12 protein-coding genes are annotated in these 16734 nt (G+C 65.1%); 2 read left to right on the top strand and 10 right to left on the bottom strand.

Going from position 1 to position 16734, the window contains the following annotated elements:
• From GA566_RS02705 to GA566_RS02720, 4 genes are read right to left on the bottom strand one after another with little or no spacing between them, the layout of a single operon-like run.
• Positions 1-1476, bottom strand: a complete 1476-nt coding sequence (locus tag GA566_RS02705) for an efflux transporter outer membrane subunit (RefSeq protein WP_160471532.1) — start codon at positions 1474-1476, stop codon at positions 1-3.
• A complete protein-coding gene (locus tag GA566_RS02710) occupies positions 1476-4781 on the bottom strand; it encodes an efflux RND transporter permease subunit (RefSeq protein ID WP_137925012.1) in 3306 nt (1101 codons plus the stop codon). The genes GA566_RS02705 and GA566_RS02710 overlap by 1 nt, the downstream gene beginning before the upstream one ends.
• Complete coding sequence (locus GA566_RS02715) at positions 4781-7939, bottom strand: MdtB/MuxB family multidrug efflux RND transporter permease subunit (RefSeq protein WP_160471533.1); 3159 nt, start codon at positions 7937-7939, stop codon at positions 4781-4783. The genes GA566_RS02710 and GA566_RS02715 overlap by 1 nt, the downstream gene beginning before the upstream one ends.
• Before the next feature lie 27 nt (positions 7940-7966).
• A complete protein-coding gene (locus GA566_RS02720) occupies positions 7967-9466 on the bottom strand; it encodes an MdtA/MuxA family multidrug efflux RND transporter periplasmic adaptor subunit (RefSeq protein WP_160471535.1) in 1500 nt (499 codons plus the stop codon).
• Between the two features lie 317 nt (positions 9467-9783).
• Here GA566_RS02720 and GA566_RS02725 point away from each other — a divergent pair, with 317 nt between their 5' ends.
• Both GA566_RS02725 and GA566_RS02730 read left to right on the top strand, forming a co-directional pair.
• Complete coding sequence (locus GA566_RS02725) at positions 9784-10518, top strand: response regulator (protein ID WP_137927691.1); 735 nt, start codon at positions 9784-9786, stop codon at positions 10516-10518.
• On the top strand, positions 10515-11798 hold the full coding sequence (locus GA566_RS02730; RefSeq protein WP_137927692.1) for an ATP-binding protein: 1284 nt from the start codon (positions 10515-10517) through the stop codon (positions 11796-11798). The genes GA566_RS02725 and GA566_RS02730 overlap by 4 nt, the downstream gene beginning before the upstream one ends.
• Before the next feature lie 179 nt (positions 11799-11977).
• Here the strand turns inward: GA566_RS02730 and plsY are convergent, their stop codons facing one another.
• The 6 genes from plsY to GA566_RS02760 form a co-directional block, all read right to left on the bottom strand.
• A complete protein-coding gene (plsY, locus tag GA566_RS02735; protein WP_137927693.1) occupies positions 11978-12598 on the bottom strand; it encodes a glycerol-3-phosphate 1-O-acyltransferase PlsY in 621 nt (206 codons plus the stop codon).
• Positions 12599-12671: 73 nt separating this feature from the next.
• Complete coding sequence (gene ybaK / locus GA566_RS02740; protein WP_137927694.1) at positions 12672-13163, bottom strand: Cys-tRNA(Pro) deacylase; 492 nt, start codon at positions 13161-13163, stop codon at positions 12672-12674.
• 18 nt (positions 13164-13181) lie between these two features.
• Positions 13182-14090 carry a site-specific tyrosine recombinase XerD gene (gene xerD, locus GA566_RS02745; protein WP_137927695.1) on the bottom strand — a complete coding sequence of 303 codons (909 nt, stop codon included), beginning with the start codon at positions 14088-14090 and terminating at the stop codon, positions 13182-13184.
• The gene (locus GA566_RS02750; protein WP_137927696.1) at positions 14087-14566 is read right to left on the bottom strand and encodes a methylated-DNA--[protein]-cysteine S-methyltransferase; all 480 of its coding nucleotides are present in this window, start codon (positions 14564-14566) and stop codon (positions 14087-14089) included. The genes xerD and GA566_RS02750 overlap by 4 nt, the downstream gene beginning before the upstream one ends.
• 314 nt (positions 14567-14880) lie before the next feature.
• On the bottom strand, positions 14881-15861 hold the full coding sequence (locus GA566_RS02755; protein ID WP_137927697.1) for a tripartite tricarboxylate transporter substrate binding protein BugE: 981 nt from the start codon (positions 15859-15861) through the stop codon (positions 14881-14883).
• Between the two features lie 103 nt (positions 15862-15964).
• Positions 15965-16582 (bottom strand): chalcone isomerase family protein, encoded by a 618-nt coding sequence (locus GA566_RS02760; RefSeq protein WP_137927718.1) that lies wholly within the window; start codon positions 16580-16582, stop codon positions 15965-15967.
• Positions 16583-16734: the final 152 nt, after the last annotated feature.

A 16734-nucleotide genomic window follows, 5' to 3' on the forward strand; every position in this document is an offset into this window, starting at 1 on the left:
CTACCTGGCAGTGGCGGCTTCCTGCGGAGTTGTTGCGACCTCGGCTGTCACCCCATGCCACCCACCCCCCAACGCCTTGATCAACGTCACCGCTGCCGTGTACTGGCGGCCGGTGATCGATAGCGCCGTGCGCTCGGCCGTGTAGGCGGCGGTCTGTGCGGTCAGTACGTCGAGCAGTCCTGCCGTGCCCGCCTTGTAGCGGTTGTTGACGAGCGAGAGGGCTTCGCGCGCCGAGCGCAGTGCATCGTTCTGGACAGTGGCTTCCTCTTCGAGCAGACGCGTGGCGGCGAGGTTGTCTTCAACTTCCTGGAAAGCGGTGAGTACGGTCTGGCGATAATTGGCGACGGTCTGATCGTATGCGGCCACGGCTTGCGCCTTGGCGGCACTGCGCAGGCCGCCGTCGAAGACGGTGCCGGCGAGTCCGGCGCCCACTGACCAGATGCGGTCCGGCAGAGAGAGCCAGCGCGCGAGCGTGCTGGCGGTGAGTCCGCCCGACGCGGACAGCGACAGCGTGGGGTAGTACGCGGCTTGCGCGACGCCGATATCGGCATTGGCCGATGCCATGCGGCGCTCTGCAGCGCCGATGTCGGGGCGACGTTCCAGCAGTGTGGAGGGTACGGCCACTGGCACGCGCGGCAGCGTGACGTCTGCTTCGGCGACGGCTATGCCCAGATCCGCTGGCGGCTTGCCGACGAGTACTGCCACCGCGTGCTCGTACTGCGCGCGCGTGATCTGGATGTCGATCAGTTGCGCCTGTGCGGATTTCAGTTGGGTTTCGGATTGCAGCACGTCAGAGCGTTGCGCGGTGCCGGCGTTGTACTGGTTCTGCACCAGTTGCAGGGACTTCTGGTAGTCGGCCACGGTGCGCTGCAATAGCGCACGCTGTGCATCGGCCACGCGGAGCAGGAAGTAGCTTTGCGCGAGCGTGGCCTGTGTCGATAGCAGCGTCGAGGCAAGGTCCGCTTCACTGGCTTGTGCGCCGGCTTCGGCGCTCTCCACCTGGCGACGGATGCGGCCCCACACGTCGATTTCCCACGATGCGGAGAGCGTCGCGCTCTGGCCGTTGGTGATGCGGCCGCCAGAACTCGATGCACCGCGCGAGAGGCCAGCGCTGGCGCCCACCGTCGGGAAGTATCCCGCGCGTGCTGCGGCCAGTGACGCCGTGGCCTGTCGATAGACCGCTTCGGCAGCCTTGATGTTCTGGTTGGAGACCTGCACTTGCGACATCAGCCCGTCGAGCACGGGATCGTCGAACGCGCGCCACCAGTCGGGGCGCGACATCATGTCCTGCGGTTCGGCAGTCTTCCAGTCGCCGGTCCAGACGGGCATGGCATCGGTGGCTTCCTTGAATGCCTTGGGGACGGGCGCATCGGGGCGACGATAGTCGGGGCCCACTGCGCAGCCGGCCAGCAGGGCGCAGGCCAGGGCGACAACTGAAATCGAAAAATGGCGGCGATACATGGCAAATGCCCTCATCAGTGTTCGAGGTGCGGCGTGGCGCTATCGCCATCGCCGCGCTGGCGTCGGGCGCGCCAGGCGTTGACTTTCAGACGCCAGCGATCCAGCGTCAGGTAGACCACGGGTGTGGTGTAGAGCGTCAGCAACTGGCTGACCACGAGCCCACCCACAATCGAGATACCAAGCGGCGCGCGCAGTTCTGCGCCGTCGCCACGACCGATGGCCAGCGGAATCGCGCCGAGCAGTGCAGCAGCCGTGGTCATCATGATCGGACGGAAGCGCAGCAGGCATGCGCGATAGATGGCATCGCGTGGCGACAAGCCTTCGCGTCGCTCGGCATCGATGGCGAAGTCGATCATCATGATCGCGTTCTTCTTGACGATGCCGATCAGCAGGATCACCCCGATCAGCGCGATGATGCTGAACTCGGTCTTGAACAGCAGCAACGCGAGCAGCGCGCCCACACCCGCCGATGGCAGCGTCGAGAGAATCGTCAGCGGATGTACATAGCTTTCGTACAGCACGCCCAGCACGATATAGATCGTGATGATCGCGGCCAGGATCAGCAGCGGCTGGCTCTTGAGCGAATCCTGGAACGCCTTGGCACCGCCCTGAAAATTGGCCTGCAAGGTCTCCGGCGCGCCGATCTTTGCCATCGCCAGCTTGATCGCGTCGGTGGCTTCGGAGAGCGAGAAGCCTTCGGCGAGGTTGAACGAGATCGTCGATGCGGCGAACTGTCCCTGATGGTTCACACCAAGCGGCGTGCTCGACGGCGTGACCTGTGCGAATGCCGACAGTGGCACGCGGTTCCCGCCGCCCGTGATGATGTAGATATCCTTGAGCGCGTTCGGTCCTTGCAGGTATTCCTGACTCAGTTCCATCACCACGCGGTACTGGTTCAGCGGGTGGTAGATCGTGGAGACCAGCCGCTGGCCGAATGCATCGTTGAGGATGGCATCCACCTGCTGCGCGGTCACGCCGAGCCGCGATGCCGCGTCGCGGTCGATGATGACCGATGTCTGCAGGCCCTTGTCGTTGGTGTCGGTATCGACGTCTTCCAGTCCCTTGATATTCGAGATGGCCGCGCGCACCTTGGGCTCCCATGCACGCAGCACTTCGAGGTCATCGGATTGCAGCGTGAACTGGTACGCCGAACTGCTCTGCCGACCGCCGACGCGGATGTCCTGCACCGGCGTCAGGAACAGGCTCGCACCGGGCTCCTTCGCCAGTTTCACACGCAGCCGCGCAATGATCTGGTCCGCCGTTTCGCTGCGTTCTGAGAGCGGCTTCAGCGTCACGAACATCTGCCCGGTATTGCGCTGCGATCCACCGGTGAAGCCGGTCACGTTCACCACAGCCGGATCGGATTGCACGATCTTGATGAAGTTGTCGAGCTTGGTGCGCATCAACTGGAACGACGTGGCCTGATCCGCGCGGATAAAGCCGATCACGCGCCCAGTGTCCTGCTGCGGAAAGAAGCCCTTCGGCACCACGATGTAGAGATAGACGTTCAGCGCGATGGTCAGCAGCAGCACGATCCACACGATGGGTCCGTGGCGCAGCGCCACACCAAGCGTGCGCGCATAGCCATCCTGGAACCACATGAACACGCGTTCCGTCGAGCGGTGGAAGCGGCCCGGACGCTCTTCGTGTGGGGAGCGCAGCAGGCGCGCGCACATCATCGGCGTGGTGGTCAGCGAGACCACGAGCGAAACGAGGATGGCGACCGACAGCGTGATGGCGAACTCCTGAAACAGCCGGCCCACGATGCCGCCCATCAGCAGGAGCGGAATGAACACGGCGATCAGGGACAAGCTCATCGACAGCACCGTGAAGCCCACCTCGCGCGCACCGCGCAGCGCGGCGGCCATCGGTTTCATGCCTTCCTCGATATGGCGCGAGATGTTCTCCAGTACCACGATGGCATCGTCCACCACAAAGCCGGTGGCCACCGTCAGCGCCATCAACGAGAGGTTGTTCAGCGAGAAGCCGCACAGGTACATGATCGAGAACGTACCGACCAGCGACACCGGCACCGCCACGCTCGGAATCAGCGTGGCACGCACGTTACGCAGGAACACGAACACGACCATGATGACCAGTGCCACCGAGATCATCAGCGTGTGCTCCACTTCGCGCAGCGACGCGCGGATGGTGGGCGTGCGGTCCATCATCACGTCCATCGAGATTGCGCTGGGAATCATCTTGCGCAGCGTAGGCAGCATCTCGTTGACGCGGTCCACGGTCTCGATGATGTTGGCGCCGGGCGAACGGTTCAGCACCAGCAGCACCGAAGGCTGGCCGTTGGCCGAACCGGCATTGCGGATGTCCTGCACGGAGTCCGTCACGCTGGCCACGTCCTGCAGGCGCACCGGCACCGCAAAGGAGTTGGGCCCCGGATTGGTCACGTTGCCGCCCGTGGCGCCAGAGCTGATGGTCTGCGTGCCACTGCTCGTCGTGATCGTGGTGGTGGTCACGCCGTTGACGGTCTTCGTGCTGACGTTGCCGCCTGCCGTGGCGTTGGCCGTGCTCGCAATCAGCGCACCGGCCGAGGTGGACGAGTACGTGCCCGGTGTGGCGTAGCGGATGATCAGCGGCATGTACTCCTTCGCCGTCATCGCCTGGTCGTTGGCATAGACCTGCCACGCGCGGTCGCGGTTGTCGAGGATGCCGAGCGGACGATTGGCGTTGGTCGCGGCAATCGTGTTGCGTACGTCTTCCAGCGAGATACCGTAGTTGTTCAGCGCCGTGGGGTTGAGCGACACGCGCACCGCTGGCAGCGACGCACCGCCAATCGTGACCTGGCCCACACCTTCCACCTGCGACAGCTTCTGCGAAAGGATGGTCGACGCCGCATCGTAGAGCTGGCCGCGTGTCATCGTCGGCGAGGTCAGCGCGATGATCATGATCGGCGCGTCGGCCGGGTTCACTTTCCGGTAGGTCGGATTGTTCGGCAGGCTCGTCGGCAGCGTGGCGCGCGAGGCATTGATCGCGGCCTGCACATCGCGTGCAGCACCATCGATATCGCGCGAGAGATCGAACTGCAGCGTCACGCGTGTGGAACCCAGCGAACTGCTCGACGTGATTTCCGTGACGCCGGCGATGGTGCCGAGCGCGCGTTCGAGCGGCGTGGCTACCGTGGCGGCCATGGTCTCGGGGCTGGCGCCGGGCAACGATGCCGAGACCGAGATCGTGGGGAAGTCCACCTGCGGCAGCGGCGAGACAGGCAACAGCCGGAAGGCCGCGATGCCCGCCAGCAGGATGCCGATGGTCAGCAGCGCGGTGGCGACCGGACGATGGATAAAGGCGGCCGAAAGATTCATCAGGCGTTCGGCTCCTGCGGACGCGGCACGATGGGGCCGTGCTGGCGCGGACCTTCGTCGCCATCGTCATCGCGGCCAAAGCGGCGCTCGCGCCAGTTCTTGAGACGTAACGCCAGACGGTCGAAGGCGAGGTAGATCACCGGCGTGGTGAACAGCGTCAGCACCTGGCTGACCAGCAGGCCGCCCACCATCGTGATACCGAGCGGACGGCGCAACTCCGAGCCGATGCCCGAGCCGAGCATCATCGGCAGCGCGGCCAGCAGCGCGGCCATCGTCGTCATCAGAATGGGACGGAAGCGCAGCAGGCAAGCCTGGAAGATCGCGTCATACGGCTTCATGCCCTGCTCGCGTTCGGCTTCGAGTGCGAAGTCGATCATCATGATCGCGTTCTTCTTCACGATACCGATCAACAGGATGATGCCGATGATTGCGATGATGCCGAGGTCCTGCCGGAATACGAGCAGCGCCAGCAATGCACCTACGCCTGCGGAGGGCAGCGTCGAGAGAATCGTCACCGGATGGATCGTGCTCTCGTAGAGCACGCCCAGCACGATATACATCGTGATCACGGCGGCCAGGATCAGCCACAGCGTATTCGACAGCGAGGCACGGAACGCCAGCGCAGCACCCTGGAATTCGGTGGCCATCGAGATCGGCAATCCAATTTCCTTTTCCACCTGTGTGATCTTGTCCACGGCCGCACCGAGCGAGGCACCGGGCGCGAGGTTGAACGAGATCGTCGAGGCCGGGAACTGACCCTGATGGTTGATCACCAGCGGGCCGGTACGCTCGGAAATCCGCGCGATGGAACCCAGCGGCACCTGGCCACCCGACGACGACGGCAGGCGCAACTCGGCCAGTGCAGCAGGGCTGGTGCGGAACTCGGGCATGGTTTCCAGCACCACGCGGTACTGGCTGGCCTGCGTGAAGATCGTGGAGATCAGGCGCTGGCCGAAGGCGCTATAGAGCGCGCTGTCGATCACGGCAGTGGTGATGCCGAAGCGGGCTGCGGCATCGCGATCGATTTCCACGAAGGCGCGCAGGCCGTTGTTCTGCAGATCGCTCGCCACATCGCGCAGTTCGGGTTCCTGCTTCAATCGTTCGACGAGCTTGGGAACCCATTCGGCGAGTACGGTGGGATCGGGATCTTCCACCGTGAACTGGTACTGCGTGCGCGCCACGCGATCCTCGATCGTCAGGTCCTGCACGGGCTGCATGTAAAGCGAGATGCCGCCCAGCTTCTGCACCGAATCCTGCAGGCGCTGCGTGACCACGGCCATCGTGTCGCGCTCGCCCTTGGGCTTCAGGTTGATGAGCATGCGGCCTGCGTTGATGGTCTGGTTGGTGCCATCCACGCCGATGAAAGACGATACGCTCGCCACCGCCGGGTCTTGCAGGATCACCTTCTGCACGGCTTCCTGCTTGCGGCCCATCGACTGGAACGAACTGGTCTGCGCGGCTTCGGTGATGGCCTGGATCACACCGGTGTCCTGCACCGGGAAGAACCCCTTGGGCACCACAAGGTAGAGCAGGCCGGTCAGCACCAGTGTGCCGATGGCGACCACGAGCGTAGCGGTCTGGCGCGCGAGCACCCATTCCAGCGCGCGGCCGTAGTGGTGGATCACGCGATCGAAGAAGTGACCCGTGGCGCGGTGGAAGCGGTTCATCTCGGCTTCAGGCACATGGCGCAGCAGGCGTGCGCACATCATCGGCGTCAGCGTCAGCGAGACCACGGCCGAGATCAGGATGGAGACCGCGAGCGTGACCGCGAACTCGCGGAACAGCCGGCCCACCACATCGCCCATGAACAGCAGCGGAATCAGCACGGCCACCAGCGAGAACGTGAGCGAGATGATGGTGAAGCCGATCTGCTTGGAGCCTTTCAACGCCGCCGTCATCGGAGGATCGCCTTCCTCGATGTAGCGCATGATGTTCTCGATCATCACGATGGCGTCATCCACCACGAAGCCCGTGGCAATGGTCAGCGCCATCAGCGTGAGATTGTTGATCGAGAAGCCGGCGAGATACATCACACCAAAGGTGCCCACCAGCGAGAGCGGTACGGCCACGCCCGGGATGATCGTGGCGGAGACATTGCGCAGGAAGATGAAGATCACCATCACCACGAGAGCGATGGCGAGCAGCAGTTCGAACTCCACGTCCTTGACCGAGGCACGGATGGTGGTGGTGCGGTCCGTCAGCAACTGCACGTTCACCGATGCGGGCAGCGCCGACTGCAACTGCGGCAGCAGTGTCTTGATGCGGTCCACCACGTCGATCACATTGGCGCCGGGCTGGCGCTGGATGTTCACCACGATGGCGGGCTTGGCATTGGCCCAGGCGGCAAGGCGGCTGTTCTCCGGGCCGTCGACAATCTCGGCCACGTCCGTGATGCGGATCGGCGCGCCGTTCTGGTAGCCGATGATGATCTGCCTGTACTCGTCGGCGGACTTGAGCTGATCGTTGGCGTCGATGGTGGAGGCGCGCGAAGGCCCATCGAAACTGCCCTTGGCGCCGTTCACGTTGGCGCTGCCCACGGCGGTGCGCAAGTCGTCGATCGACATGCCCAGCGATGCCAGCGCCGTCGGGTTGGCCTGGATGCGCACGGCAGGGCGCTGGCCACCGCTGATCGTGACCAGGCCCACGCCCTGGATCTGCGAGATCTTGGCCGCCACGCGTGTATCCACCATGTCCTGCAGCTTGGGCAGCGGCAGGGTGTCGGAGGTCATCGCGATCGTCATGATCGGCGCGTCGGCGGGATTGACCTTGCTGTAGACCGGCGGCATCGGCAGGTCGGCGGGCAGCAGGTTGCCGCCTGCGTTGATGGCGGCCTGCACTTCCTGCTCCGCCACGTCGAGCGACAGTGTCAGTTCGAACTGCAGCGTGATGACCGATGCGCCGCCCGAGGACGACGAGGACATCTGCTTGAGGCCCGGCATCTGTCCGAACTGGCGTTCAAGCGGTGCCGTGACGGCCGACGTCATTACATCGGGACTGGCACCGGGGTAGAGCGTGGTGACCTGGATCGTCGGGTAATCGACTTCAGGCAGGGCCGAGAGCGGCAGCAGCCGGAATGCCAGCAACCCTGACAACAGGATGGCCAGCATCAGCAGGGCCGTGGCAACGGGCCGCTCGATAAATATGCGTGAAGGATTCATGCCGCGTCTGAACTCCTGGCGTAGCCGTTACTGCTGCGGCCGCTGGCCGACGCTGCCGGCGGGATTCGCTGGTGTGGGCGTGGTGGGGTTCGGGTTCGCATCGGCATCGCGGCGGCGACGCTCGCCCGATGCACCGGCTATACCGGCCGCATCGCTCGCACCGCCGTGCTGGCCGTGCGCACCACTTGCACCGCCCGCACCGTGCGCGCCGCTGGCGCCGCCCCAGTTGCCGCGCCGGCCCCGCGCACGCGCCGAACTCGCTGGCGTCAGCGCCGCAGCGCGTGCGGCCGGGTCCACGGCCTCGACGACCATGCCTTCCTTGAGCCGGTCCGCGCCATCCACCACCACGCGCTCGCCTTCATCCACGCCCTTGAGCACGACCGTGCGCGCGCCGTCGGTCGGACCGAGCGTCACGGTACGTACCTTCACGGCGTTGTCATCGCCCACCACATAGACGAACGTGCCTTGCTGGCCGCGCTGGATGGCCGCCACGGGCACCACCACGGCATCTTGCATGGTGTCCACGCGCGTGCGCACATTGACGAACTGGTTCGGGAACAGCATCCCGTCCTTGTTCTCGAAAATGGCCTTGAGCTTGACCGTGCCGGTGGTGGTGTCGATCTGGTTGTCCGTGGTCAGCAGCGTGCCGTCGGCCAACTGATTGCGCATCTGCCGATCCCATGCCTGCACGGACAGCTTCTCGCCCGCGTTGAGCTTTTTCAGCACGGTGGGAAGGTTGTCTTCGGGGATCGTATAGAGCACGGTGATCGGCTGGATCTGCGTGATCAGCGCGATACCATTGGCGTCGCTGGTGCCCACGATATTGCCCGGGTCCACCTGACGCAGACCGATGCGGCCCGAGGTAGGCGCCACGATCCGCGTGTAGCCGAGCTGGATGCGCGCGGTATCCACATTGCCCTGATCGGTCTTGACCGTGCCTTCGTACTGGCGCACCAGCGCGTCCTGCGTATCCACCTGTTGTTTGGAAATCGAATCCTGACCGAGCAGCGTCTTGTAGCGTTGCTGGTCGAGCCGCGCGTTCTGCAGCAGCGCTTGGTCACGCGCCAGCTGGCCCGTGGCCTGGTCGAGCGTGGCCTGGAACGGGCGCGGATCGATCTCGGCCAGCACGTCGCCGGCCTTGACCATCTGGCCTTCCTTGAACAGCACCTTGAGCAGCGGCCCCGACACCTGCGCGCGCACCGTGACATTGGCCACAGGCGTCACATTGCCCAGCCCGTTCAGCGTCACGTCCATGTCGCGGCGGGCCACGGTATTGACCACCACGGGAGAACGCGGCATTGCTCCGGGTCCACCCGGTCCGCCCGGACCGCCGCGCTGGGCACCCATGCCCGCGCCCGGCGCCCCGGCCGCAGGGGGCTGGGCGGCGTTGCGATGGGCGAGCCAGTACCAGCCGGCACCGGCCAGCACCACGACGATGGCAGCGGCAATCCAGGTGCGCCGGCTGCGAGGCACCCGGTGGCGGGGTGGGTTGGGCGGGGTGGGTTGACCTTGTTCTGGGTGAGACATGACCGGAATCCTGGGAGCGGCACGACAAAAAAGAGGTGCGTGCCAAACGGTATTCGCACAGCGGGGCAGCCGCCTGTGACGGAGAAGTGGCAGCAGTATGCCGCATCGCGATGACAGGGCGACCCGCCGAATGGTGGGATGGCGCCAGTCGAGGCGCGTCATGGGATGCAAGCATAATGTGCGGCCGTCACCCCACCTATTTCAGGGCTGGACGGTTTTATTACAGCGGATTACCAGCGACGCGGGTGTAACCTCCAGAAACAAAACGGCCGGGCCGATTTGCAATATGTGGCGGCTGGCCTGTCTATCATTCGGCTATGCGAACGAACCAGCCTACCCAGATCCTCGTCGTCGACGACGATCCCGAACTGCGCGACCTCCTGCGCGAATACCTGACGTCCCAGGGCTTTGCCGTCTCGGTGCTGCACGACGGCGACGGCCTGCAGGCCCGCCTCGAACGCGAGCGGCCCGCGCTGATCGTGCTCGACCTGATGATGCCCAAGGTCGATGGCCTGACCGCGCTGCGCAACCTGCGGGCCAAGAACGACGACATTCCGGTGATCCTGCTGACCGCGCGCAGCGACGAGATCGACCGCATCGTCGGCCTGGAAATCGGCGCCGACGATTACCTCGGCAAGCCTTTCTCGCCGCGCGAGCTGCTGGCGCGCATCAACGCCGTGCTGCGCCGCAAGCTGGCCCGGCCCGCCGCCGCGCCGGAAGACCGCGAATCCATCGCCTTCGGCCCGTTCCGCGTGAATTTCCGTCAGCGGTCGCTGGAGCGTGCGGGGCAGGCCGTGTCGATCAGCGATACCGAGTTCGCGCTGCTCAAGCTGCTGCTGATGCATCCGCTGGAAGTGCTGTCGCGTGAGCGCATTGTCGAACTGATGTACGGCACGGCCAACGGCATCAGCGATCGCGGCATTGACGTGCAGATCTGGCGCCTGCGCCGGCTGCTCGATGAGGATGCGCAGCGTCCACGCTATATCCAGACCGTGCGCGGGCGTGGCTACACGTTCGTGCCCGACGAGGCCGAGGACAGCATCCTGCAATGAAGCTCCGCATCGACACCCTGTTCGGCCGCATGGCGCTGCTGATTGCTGCCGTGCTCGTGATCAGCCATTTCTCGTGGCTGGCAATCCTGCGCATGGATCGCCGCCAGCAGCAGATTGACTATTCCGTCGATCAGATGATGTTCCAGCTCGACAGTATCGAACGGGCGCTTGATGCCAAGCCGCCCGTGGCGCTGCCGAGTCTGATCGAGGTGTCCGAGACGCCGGGTGTCGATCAGCAGGCCGGTCAGCCTAACCCTGGCCGTCCGCGCCGGCTGGTGGAGCAGTTCACGCGGCGCTTGCCGCAGGGCACCGAAGTGCGGCTGGAAGATGAATTGTCCACGCCGCGCCTGTGGATCAAGCTGCCGAACCGCAATCGCTGGATCGCCATGCCGATCCTGTTCGTCCACAATCCGCCGCCCGATAACCGCCTGATGCCGGGCGTGGTGCTGGTGGTGGGCGTGGCGATTATCTTCGCGCTGTTCGTGGCGTGGCAGATCCAGCGCCCGGTGCGCGACATGGCGGAAGCGGCGGAGAAGCTGTCGCGCCAGCAGGCCGTGCCGCCGCTGCGCGAGCGCGGTCCGCACGAGCTGCGCCAGTTGATCGAGCGTTTCAATCGGATGGTGGCGGACCTGTTCCGCATCGACCAGGAACGCAACACGATGCTGGCGGGCATTGCCCACGACCTCAAGACCCCGCTGGCCCGGCTGCGGCTGCGCGCCGAGATGCTGTCCGATCCCAAGGCCGCTGCGGGCGTGACGCGCGATGTGGAATCGATGTCGGCCATCGTCGAACAGTTCCTGACGTTTGCCCAGAGCAGCGAACCGACCGCACGGCCTGTGCCGGTGGATAAACGCATCCACGAACTGGCGGCGTCGTTTCTGGAGCAGGAGCGCCATGTCGTGCTCGAACTCATGGCCGGCGACGGCTTCCGCATGATCGCCACGCAGCTTGACCGCATCATCGGCAACCTCGTGGACAACGCCTATGCCTACGGCGAGCCGCCCGTCTATGTGGCCACGGCGCGCACGCATGAAGGCTGGCGCCTGACCGTGGAGGACCAGGGCCCCGGCATTCCCGAAGACGCCATCGAGCGCGTGACGATGCCTTTCGTCCGGCTCGATCCGGCACGCGGCGGCAATGCGCATTCGGGGCTGGGCCTGGCGATCGTGGATCGGCTGGTCAGGCAGGGCGGAGGGCGACTATCGATCAGCAACCGCGAAGAAGGCGGGTTGCGCGTGGAGATGGTGTTTCCGTTTGCAGCGCTGGCGCAGGCGGCTTAGGTTCGCCTTTCTCTCACCGATTGTTTTCTCCCCTCTCCCGCAAGCGGGAGAGGGGTGGGGGTGAGGGCAAGCGGTTCAATCTGCGAAGTGGTCGGCAAGCAGACCTTCCGGCCCTCACCCCCAACCCCTCTCCCGCCATGCGGGAGAGGGGAGCAAAGACGCAGTGAGGTGCTTCAACCTCAAACCTTCTTCTTCTCCCCAATGCGGCTTTCCTTGCCCGCCAGCAGCTTCGCGATATTGCTGCGATGGCGCGCGATCAGCAGCACGCTGATCACGAGGACCGCGCCGGCGATGATATCCACGCCGAACATCAGCACGTAGAAGAACGGCGCGAAGATCGCGGCCATCAGGGCGGCCAGCGAGGAATAGCGGAAGAAGACCGCGATGATGAGCCAGGTAGCCAGCGTGCCGGCGCCCAGCAGCGGCTCGATGGCGAACAGGATGCCGGCTGCGGTGGCTACGCCCTTGCCGCCCGCAAAGCGGTGAAAGACCGGGAACAGGTGACCCAGGAACACGGCCAGCGAGGCCAGCGCGAGGCCGGTGTCGTCCAGGCCGTAGCTGGCGCCCAGGTGCTTGGCCAGCATGACGGCCACAAAACCCTTCAGGCCATCGCCGATCAGCGTCAGGATGGCAGCCTTCTTGCTGCCGCTACGCAGCACGTTGGTGGCGCCGGGGTTGCCCGAGCCGTAAGTATGGGGGTCGGGCAGGCCCATGGCCTTGCTGACCACGACGGCGAAGGACACCGATCCGATCAGGTAGGCGAGGACGGCAAACAGCAGGTTGGCGATGGTGGGCGACATGGGTCTTGTGGCGTGGGACGGCTCTGATTTTGGGCTGGCGCGATTGTAGCGCGGCGCCGGGATAGCGGGCGGATCAGTCGGGCAGGGCGCACTCGACGGGCTTGGCTTCGAGCAGATCAGTCAGCGCCGATGGCGCGATGCTGACCAGATAGCCGCGACGTCCGCCGTTGATGTAGATCGTGTCCAGCGCCAGCACCGAGGCTTCCACATAGACCGGCATGCGCTTTTTCGTGCCGAACGGCGACGTGCCGCCGACCATGTAGCCGCTATGGCGCTGGGCCACCTCGGGCTTGCACGGCTGCACGCTCTTGCAGCCAATCTGCCGCGCGAGGTTCTTGGTCGAGACCGAGCAGTCGCCGTGCATCAGCACGATCAACGGCCGCGCGGCTTCGTCTTCCATCACCAGTGTCTTGATCACGTTGTGCTCGGGCACGCCGAGCTGGCGCGCCGATTCGCCGGTGCCACCGTGATCCACGTAATCGTAGGGATGTTCGCCGAACGTGACACCCTGCTTGCGCAGCATTTGCGTGGCGGGGGTTTCGGAGACGTGCTTGCTTTTGCTCATGATCGGGACTTCCGCACGTCAGCCGCGCGGATGGTGTTGCAGGTGCAGTTCGCGCAGGCGCTCGCGCGCCACGTGCGTGTAGATCTGCGTGGTCGAGATATCGGCATGGCCCAGCAGCATCTGCACCACGCGCAGGTCCGCGCCGTGATTCAGCAGGTGCGTGGCAAAGGCGTGCCGCAGCGTGTGCGGGGAGAGCGGCGCGTGAATGCCGGCCTCGCGCGCATGTTTCTTGATGAGGTGCCAGAACGCCTGGCGCGTCATGCCCTCGCCGCGCTGCGTGACGAACAGTTCGTCGCAGGCGCGGCCCGCGAGCAGGGCGGGGCGGGCTTCGGCGAGGTAGTCGCGCAGCCAGTCGCCGGCCTGCGCGCCGAACGGCACCAGCCGCTCCTTGTTGCCCTTGCCGCCCACCACGCGCGCTACCCCTTCGTTGAGTCCGATCTCGATCGTCTTCATGTTGGTGAGTTCGGACACGCGCAGGCCGCTCGCGTACATCAGTTCGAGCATGGTGCGGTCACGCAGGCCCAGCGGCGTATCGGTGTCGGGGGCTTCCAGCAGTGCCTCGACATTGGCTTCGGACAGCGTCTTCGGAAAACGCGGTGGCTGTTTGGCAGGACGCAGCAGCAGGCAGGGATCGGCCTCGATCATGTGCTCGCGCAGCGACCACTGGTAGAAGCGCCGGAACACCGTGAGGCGGCGATTGGCCGAAGACGCCCGCGTCTCGCTGTGGCGCGCGGCAAAGTAGGCGGTGAGCGCGGTGTCGTCCACGGCCAGCAGCGTGGACGTTTCGCTCTCGTGCAGCCAGCGCGTCAGCAGCGCGAGGTCGCGGCGATAGGCGTCGATGGTGTTGCGGGAGAGTCCGTCTTCGAGCCACAGCGCGTCGCAGAAGCGGTCGACCAGTGACAGGTCATCGTCGAGCCCCGCCGTCATAGCAACATCGCACCTTCGTGACGCAGCAGCCAGCGCTTGACGCCCAGGTGGAAGCCTTCCTCGCCATGGTGCGCAAAACCACCCAGCCCATTGGCGGCCACCACGCGATGACACGGAATCACGATCGGAAACCAGTTCTGTCCGCATGCCTGACCCACTGCGCGCGGCATGCTTTGCAGAGATTTGGCGATGGTGCCGTAGGTCGTCAGCCCGCCACGCGGCACGGCGGAAATCGCCCCCCAGACCTTGCGCTGGAAGTCGGTGCCGCGCGCGGCCAGCGGCAGGTCGAAAACGAAGTCGGGGTTGTCATAGTAGGCGGCAAGCTGCGTCGCCACGCGCTGTAGCAATGTGCCGACGGGAGCAATCTCGTCGAAGCTGTCAGGCAGGTAGACGATCTCATGCACCTGATCGCCAATGACGCGCACGCCAACCTTGCCGAACGGCGCAGGCAGGATGGCATCGAACTTGGGAGACATGGCGGTGAGAGAGGGCGGAAATACGGAATTCTATGCTGATTTTGGCTTGCCACTACTCCCGGTTTGCTCCCCTCTCCCGCGAGCGGTCCCCTCGGTTTGCTCCCCTCTCCCGCGTGGCGGGAGAGGGGCGGGGGAGAGGGCCAGCCGTTCAAATTGCCGATATGGCCAGCCGCAGCGCGCGCCACAAAAACAAACAAGGACCACATCGCTGTGGTCCTTGCCTGTATGCGTCAGGATTTCAACCGCCTGCCCTCTCCCCCAACCCCTCTCCCGCTGTGCGGGAGAGGGGAGCGAGTCAGCAGCAGCTTGAGCCCTTACTGCTCCAGCTTGATGTTCTGAACCTTCACCAGGTTCTTCATCTTGTCGAATTCCTTCTTGATTTCGGCGGCGTGCTGGGCCGGGGTGTTGCCCGACGGCTCGGCGCCAGCGGTGCGCAGGCGCTCCGCGAAGCCCTTGTCCTGCAGGGCCTTGACCACGGCGGCGTTCAGCTTGGCGATCACGTCGTCAGGCGTGCCGGCCGGTGCCACCAGGCCGTACCAGGCCGGGTCGTTCGGCTCCTTGAGGCCCATTTCGCCGAAGGTCGGCACGTCGGGCAGGCCCTCCACGCGCTTGTTCCAGGCCACCACGATCGGGCGCAGCTTGCCGGCCTTGATGTAGGGCATCGACGACGGCAGGTTGTCCACCATGATCGGCACCTGGCCGGCCAGCACGTCGTTCAGTGCCGGGCCCGCGCCACGGTACGGGATGTGGACCATGAACGTCTTGGTCGAGACCTTGAACTGCTCGCCCAGCATGTGGCCGAAGCCGCAGGTGCCCGACGATGCGAACGAGTACTTGCCCGGGTTGGCCTTCAGCACGGCCAGGAACTCCTTGTAGTCCTTGGCCGGGAAGCTCGGGTTGACGGCGATCACGTTCGCCACGTTCGCCACGTTGGCGATGGGCTTGAAGTCCTTGATCGGGTCGTACGACAGCTTCGGGTTGCAGGCCGGGTTCACGGCCATGGTCGACACCGTGGAGATACCGATCGTGTAGCCGTCCGGGGCCGACTTGGCGATGGCGTCGGCACCAATCGAGCCACCGCCACCGGCGCGGTTCTCCACCACCACGGGCTGGCCCAGGATGCGGCTCATCTGGTCGGCCACGCCACGGCCGACGATGTCGGTCGTGCCGCCCGGTGCAAACGGAATGATCAGGCGGATCGGCTTGGTGGGGTAGGCGGTCTGGGCGTGTGCGACCGATGCCACGGAGGCAACGGCGGCGATGGCCACGGTCAGGATGGTTTTGCGAGCTTGCATGAGAAGAGAGTCTCCCGTCATAAGGCCGGACGGATCGCGTCCGGCGAGGTTGCATCAACTGGAGCGCCATGGGCGGGTTGCCATGGCACGCCGGCTTACCGGATCAGCCGCCCAGCAGTCCGCGCTTGAGGTTGCGGTCCACCGGGTGCTCACCCAGGAAAATGCGCAGCACAGCCTGGTAGAAATCCTCGCCATGAATCGCTTGTCCGCGAGGGATGCCGTTCAGCGTGATGGCCGTGCCGCCGTCAGGCGTGAAATCGAAATTGATGATGTCGCCGCGATGCGCCGGGCCTATCTGGGCCATCGTGCGCTCCAGTTGCGACACCCGGTCGGACAACAGCTTGAGCTGCAGTTCCGAATGATTCTCGCGCAGCCCTTCGTTGAGGGCTTTTACGAATGCCGTGGTTTCCACCTCGCGCAGCGGCCGGATCTGCAACCGCTTCGGACCAGGCGTGACCAGCGCCAGCGTGGCATTGCGCGCGCGTTCCGGCAGGTAGAGTCCCGCCGCATAGCCCTTGACGATAAAGGCCTGCCGCAGCCCGGTGCCGTTGAGCGGCAGTTCCTTGCCACCCAGGCGCGCCGCATCGTCGAACCGTACGCCGCCGATCTCCATGGCCGAAGCCGTGGGCAACAGCGCACCCAGCACCAGCGCGGTACACAGCGAGGCGGCAAGGCGGCGGACGTGCCGCGTGCGGAGGATTCGGGACTGCGCGGACTTCATGGCTACGACGATGTAAGACGGCAAACAACCGCGGCTGCCAGTGCGGGCAGGACTGCGGGCAAGACGAAATTCAGCGTGCCATGCTGCAGGAATTCTGAAAAAATACCCATCCGTATCTGCCCTAGCCTTCACTTTCGACGAAGCGGGTCGTC

This window comes from Cupriavidus sp. SW-Y-13 (genome assembly GCF_009793345.1).
GTDB lineage: Bacteria > Pseudomonadota > Gammaproteobacteria > Burkholderiales > Burkholderiaceae > Cupriavidus.

Excerpts from the sequence above, each read along its gene's own strand:
- plsY (WP_137927693.1), bottom strand. The coding sequence starts at position 12,598 with ATGTCGCCCACCATCGCCAACCTGCTGTTTGCCGTCCTCGCCTACCTG.
- GA566_RS02760 (WP_137927718.1), bottom strand. The coding sequence starts at position 16,582 with ATGAAGTCCGCGCAGTCCCGAATCCTCCGCACGCGGCACGTCCGCCGC.
- GA566_RS02750 (WP_137927696.1), bottom strand. The coding sequence starts at position 14,566 with ATGTCTCCCAAGTTCGATGCCATCCTGCCTGCGCCGTTCGGCAAGGTT.
- GA566_RS02720 (WP_160471535.1), bottom strand. The coding sequence starts at position 9,466 with ATGTCTCACCCAGAACAAGGTCAACCCACCCCGCCCAACCCACCCCGC.
- GA566_RS02705 (WP_160471532.1), bottom strand. The coding sequence starts at position 1,476 with ATGAGGGCATTTGCCATGTATCGCCGCCATTTTTCGATTTCAGTTGTC.
- GA566_RS02725 (WP_137927691.1), top strand. The coding sequence starts at position 9,784 with ATGCGAACGAACCAGCCTACCCAGATCCTCGTCGTCGACGACGATCCC.
- ybaK (WP_137927694.1), bottom strand. The coding sequence starts at position 13,163 with ATGAGCAAAAGCAAGCACGTCTCCGAAACCCCCGCCACGCAAATGCTG.
- GA566_RS02715 (WP_160471533.1), bottom strand. The coding sequence starts at position 7,939 with ATGAATCCTTCACGCATATTTATCGAGCGGCCCGTTGCCACGGCCCTG.
- GA566_RS02710 (WP_137925012.1), bottom strand. The coding sequence starts at position 4,781 with ATGAATCTTTCGGCCGCCTTTATCCATCGTCCGGTCGCCACCGCGCTG.
- GA566_RS02730 (WP_137927692.1), top strand. The coding sequence starts at position 10,515 with ATGAAGCTCCGCATCGACACCCTGTTCGGCCGCATGGCGCTGCTGATT.
- xerD (WP_137927695.1), bottom strand. The coding sequence starts at position 14,090 with ATGACGGCGGGGCTCGACGATGACCTGTCACTGGTCGACCGCTTCTGC.
- GA566_RS02755 (WP_137927697.1), bottom strand. The coding sequence starts at position 15,861 with ATGCAAGCTCGCAAAACCATCCTGACCGTGGCCATCGCCGCCGTTGCC.